This window comes from Prevotella veroralis DSM 19559 = JCM 6290, assembly GCF_000377625.1.
In the GTDB taxonomy this organism is placed as follows: domain Bacteria; phylum Bacteroidota; class Bacteroidia; order Bacteroidales; family Bacteroidaceae; genus Prevotella; species Prevotella veroralis.
In genome coordinates this window covers 1-4,960 of record NZ_KB898347.1, presented here as the reverse complement: position 1 = coordinate 4,960, position 4,960 = coordinate 1, and the positions used below count along the sequence as shown (strand labels likewise).

Annotated in this window: 5 protein-coding genes and 1 pseudogene; 5 read left to right on the top strand and 1 reads right to left on the bottom strand. The window is 37.4% G+C overall.

The genetic code is table 11. The annotated features are described in order from the left end of the window. A pseudogene (locus tag D464_RS0112245) lies at positions 1-330 on the bottom strand (IS982 family transposase); the annotation flags it as partial. A gap of 130 nt (positions 331-460) precedes the next feature. On the opposite strand from D464_RS0112245, the gene D464_RS0112240 reads away from it, so the two are divergent. The 5 genes from D464_RS0112240 to D464_RS0112220 form a co-directional block, all read left to right on the top strand. Next, on the top strand, positions 461-1,240 hold the full coding sequence (locus D464_RS0112240) for a hypothetical protein (protein ID WP_018911613.1): 780 nt from the start codon (positions 461-463) through the stop codon (positions 1,238-1,240). Further along, positions 1,237-2,658 carry a DUF4280 domain-containing protein gene (locus D464_RS0112235; protein ID WP_018911612.1) on the top strand — a complete coding sequence of 474 codons (1,422 nt, stop codon included), beginning with the start codon at positions 1,237-1,239 and terminating at the stop codon, positions 2,656-2,658. The genes D464_RS0112240 and D464_RS0112235 overlap by 4 nt, the downstream gene beginning before the upstream one ends. 68 nt (positions 2,659-2,726) lie before the next feature. Next, positions 2,727-3,458, top strand: coding sequence for an ankyrin repeat domain-containing protein (locus D464_RS0112230; protein WP_018911611.1), 732 nt, complete (start codon positions 2,727-2,729; stop codon positions 3,456-3,458). Beyond that, positions 3,451-4,248 carry an ankyrin repeat domain-containing protein gene (locus D464_RS14045; RefSeq protein WP_026284702.1) on the top strand — a complete coding sequence of 266 codons (798 nt, stop codon included), beginning with the start codon at positions 3,451-3,453 and terminating at the stop codon, positions 4,246-4,248. Before D464_RS0112230 ends, D464_RS14045 begins: the two co-directional genes overlap by 8 nt. Beyond that, positions 4,241-4,960: ankyrin repeat domain-containing protein (locus tag D464_RS0112220; RefSeq protein WP_018911609.1), on the top strand; the 720-nt coding region annotated here is incomplete at its 3' end. The genes D464_RS14045 and D464_RS0112220, both read left to right, overlap by 8 nt.

Below are 4,960 nucleotides of genomic sequence, written 5' to 3'. Positions count from 1 at the left end.
GCCCAACAGAACCTTCTTGATAAACAAGGTTAAGGGTATGACTACATCCCTTTCCAATTCTACTATACGGTTATAAGAAACAACTTTTGGAAACAGATGGAGAAGATGCTTGCATACTTTTTCAAGATAGAAATGTTTAAAGCAGCGATAACCAGAATCGTGGAATAGAATCATTATCAGCATAACTTCTGCCTTTGACATTGTAGAATTTCGATGATATTTTCTTTTTCCGGTAGGTTTTAGCGTATATTTTGCTGTCATAGCATCAAAAAACTTGCAGAAGTCGTCTGCCATACAAAATATTTCTGTAACTTTGTCCTCGGTGATCATAGCGATTTTTGTTTGTAACTGTTTGTATGTTAACACCTTAAAGTTACAACAAATTTCGCTAATCACCAAATTTATAGACATTTATAATTCGTCGAACTCACGTTAAGTAGTAATATTAATTTAATATATTATGCAGAAGAAATATCATATCACGCAGACGACCAAGCTCCTAATGAATGGTAGCATTATTGTAGAAAATTCTGTTACTCAGAAGTGGGCTGTATCGTTCCCTATTGAACGACATATACTCATAGAGGTTTTGGATGCACCGAAGCAAGAAGAGAATGCAGAAATCTTTAAACTACTCAGCATTATAAACAAACCAGCTTATAAGGTTATGTTTGACTTTGACAGTGATGATGAGATTATAATCTGCAATAAAAAAGAAATAGGAGAAGCATGGGAAAAAAGTAAGGATGAAGTAGAAAAGACATTTGGTTCTGATGATTCTATAAAGAATTTCTTGGCTTTATCGAAAGAAGGCTATGATTCTTTCGAGAACGAAATGAAAGACTCTTTACTTTATTATACATTATGGTCATGGTTTGGTGGAGGGAAATCATTTACCATTAGCCCAGCCTCTTCTCTTTTCAGCAATCATAAAGTAAGTGCAAAAGTAAAGAGAACCCGTAAAGAGACCTTACCCAATGGTGTTCTGGAACTGACACAACAAGGAGAAGGAGTTATAAAAGATATAGACACTATCGAAGAGCAATACAAGAGAGAGATTCTCCCCTTGACAGACCATGCAGTATTTGATTACCAATATCATATAGAGACTAAATATCTGTGTACAGACAAACAACTGGATTTCTTTGATTCAGCACAAACAATAGCGCATGAGCAGGCCAGTGAAGGTTACTCGTATATTACTCAGATAGAGTTTAAAATAGGAGGAGCAGTATTATGAGTTTACAATATATACAAGACAAAGACATCACAGTATGCACACTTGGTGCACATCAGGCTTTGATTAAAGTAACAAGTCAAAATAGTGTCAAACGTAGTAATGGGAAACTAATCGCTACGGAGAATGACAGAATGGGCGAATGTTATGGATGCTATAAGACGCCAGCTTACATCAGTGTGCTTGCAACGGTATTGATGAATATGACACTCTTTACCTCTGTTCTATGTCTGCGTGCCGCAATAGGTGGAGCTTTAGCAGGATTAGTAGTCGGTGCACTGAGAGGTTGGCGAGCGGGGAAAGATGCCTCCAAGGATATGGGCTTCTTTAAAAAAGTTGGCACTATGGTTAGTGCAACAGTTCAAGGTGCCCAAGTAGGGAGTACTGCCGGTGCAGTGCTTGGTGCAGTGGGAATGTACTCTTTCCTGCATGGAAAAGTATCAAAGATGGTTCAAAATGTGATAATGCCAAATATCTGCGCCGCATATACAAAGATGTCTACTTGGACAAGAGTGCATCCATCCGTAAAAATCTGTGGGCAAAAAGCCCTACTTGAAGGAGCTATGCTGAATTGCATACAAGGAGGACTTATAACTATCATAAAACCCGACTTTTCCGAAGCCGCTAAAATGTTAGCTTTAAGTTACTTTGCTTATAATCGAACGACAAAAGAGAAGGATAAGGATGATTATGATATGGACGATTCTCTGGATGGGCTAAGCCCCGAACAAAAAGCTATGCTTAAGAGTGAAAAACTTGAGGGCTATGAGAAGTTGAATGCAAAGGAATTGGCAAACTTAGGTATCACAGATTCAAAAGAATTTGACGACCCACATGCAGGCTTTAAAGCAGATATCTATAAAGACAAGAATGGAGATTATGTACTTGTTTATCGTGGTACCTACAGTGACCCAGACCATCCTGAAAATGATTTAGTACATGACTGGAGTAAAGAATGGACCGACGATAACATGAGGCAGGGATTAGGTATGGGAAGTGAACAATATGAGAAGTCTATAAAATTAGCAAGAAAGGTTAAACAAGGCTCTGAAAAACAAGGTAAACAGATGACTATTGCTGGCCATTCCCTTGGTGGTGGTTTAGCAACAGCTGCAGGTGCTGCCACTGGTAGCAAGACTTACGCTTTCTGCCCTGCAGGCGTTCATCCGAATACTTATAAAATGTATGGCGTAAAGAATCCTGATACTTCAAAGGTTCATACCTATTATTCAAATCAAGATTTCCTAAATATGGCAAGCAATAATCTTTCCCTAATGCCAAAGGCTGCAGGCGAAAGAATAATGTTAAATACGCTGGATAATTTTGATTTTGCTAAAGGGCACGACCTACCCTTACTCCTCAAAGCAATACAAGCTGAGGAAGCAGAGTTAGGGAGACCAATTATTGCCAACATTCTTTAAAGAAACAATCCACAACAATGAAAAAAATTATAGCATTATTATCATCACTCATTTTAACCTCATGCAGTATGTTTAACAGTGAAGCACCTTACAAGCGTTTTTTCAGTGAGAAAGAATATCCCATTATTCAAGCCATTCACGATTGCGACAAGGATAAAATCCTTGATATGATGCACAAAGGATGGAACGTAAATTCTATGGGCAAACACGGAATGTCTTATTTGCTTTATGCTATATGGGAACATAACTATGACATGACAAAGTTTCTTTTAGAAAATGGGGCAGATCCCAATTTTGTATCAGTATTCTGGGAAGTGAAACCAGAAGAAACGGTACGTATCCTACCTCTCGAAACAGTCTGTTATAAAGATTATAATATTAATTTTGTTAAGCTGTTAATCAAATATGGAGCTAATCCCAATGATACGCAAGCGCAACTTCCTATATTTTCGGCAGCGTTATATAAAGATAAACAAAAAATAGAATACTTATTAGAACATGGAGCAGATATTAACCAATTTAACCGTTCGAAAGAAACTGTAATAATAGATCAAGCACTTGCAAGCCAATGGGCTTTCGTACTATGGCTATGGGACAAAGGTGCTGATCCGATGAAGACAGGAGGAGTCGGCGTTTTCGAGGGAGAAGTAAATGTTGCCTTTTGGGTGCAAGATTTTATAGATAGCGGTATAGGAGATTACGATAATCCAGACTTTAAAAAGCTTGTTGCGCGATTAAAAAGTATAGGTGTAGAGTTCCCATATAAACCAGCCGTGAATAAAACTAAAGAGAATGAATGATAAGGCAATGAAATATATTATAGCATTACTATCATCACTCATCTTAACCTCATGCAGTATGTTTAACAGTGAAGCACCTTACAAGCGTTTTTTTAGTGAGAAAGAATATCCTATTATTCAAGCCATCCATGATTGTAACAAGGATAAAATCCTTGACATGATACACAAAGGATGGAACGTAAACTCTACGGGGAAATATGGTATGTCCTATCTGCTTTATGCCGTATGGGAGCATAACTATGACATGACAAAGTTTCTTTTAGAAAATGGAGCAGACCCTAACATGGTTTCTCCACTGACAAGTACACCCGATGTAATAGAGCCTCGTCTTCCTTTAGAAATTTCATGTTATGATGATTATGGCATGAATTATATGAAATTATTGCTCGAACATGGAGCTAATCCCAATGACACGCGAGCGCAACTTCCTTTATTTGCGGCTGCATTATATAAAGATAAACAAAAAATAGAATACTTATTAAAGCATGGCGCAGATATAAATCAGTTTGATAGTGTAAAGGAAACTGTAATAATAGACCAAGCACTTGCAAGGCAATGGGCTTTCGTATTGTGGCTATGGGACAAAGGTGCTGACCCGATGAAAACGGGAGGTATTGGAAGAAATACTGGAGGTAAAGAAAATGTTGCATATTGGGTACAAGTCTTTATAAATTATGGAAATGGAGATTATGATGCTCCAGACTTTAAAAAGCTTGTTGCGCGACTAAAAAGTATAGGTGTAGAATTTCCATATAAACCAGCCATGGATAATACGGAAGAGAATGAATGATAAGGTAATGAAATATATTATAGCATTATTAACATCAATCATTTTAACCTCATGTACTATGTTTGATAGTGAAGCACCTTACAAGCGTTTTTTTAGTGAGAAAGAATATCCTATTATTCAAGCCATTCATGATTGTAACAAGGATAAAATCCTTGATATGATGCACAAAGGGTGGAACGTAAACTCTATGGGAAAAAATGGCATGTCCTATCTGCTTTATGCTATATGGGAACATAACTATGACATGACAAAGTTTCTTTTAGAGAATGGAGCAGACCCTAATTTTGTATCAGTATTCTGGGACGAGACACCAGAAGAAACCGTTTGCATGCTTCCTCTTGAAAGAACGTGCTACGATAAATATGGCATGAATTATATGAAATTATTACTCGAACATGGGGCTAATCCAAATGACACGCGAGCGCAACTTCCTTTATTTGCGGCTGCATTATATAAAGATAAACAAAAAATAGAATACCTATTAGAGCATGGTGCAGATATTAATCAGTTTGATAGCACGAAAGAAACTGTAATAATAGACCAAGCACTTGCAAGCCAATGGGCTTTCGTACTATGGTTATGGGACAAAGGTGCTGACCCGATGAAGACAGGAGGAATCGGCGTTTTCGAGGGAGAAGTAAATGTTGCCTTTTGGGTGCAAGATTTTATAGATAGCGGTATAGGAGATTACGATAATCCAGACTTTAAAAAG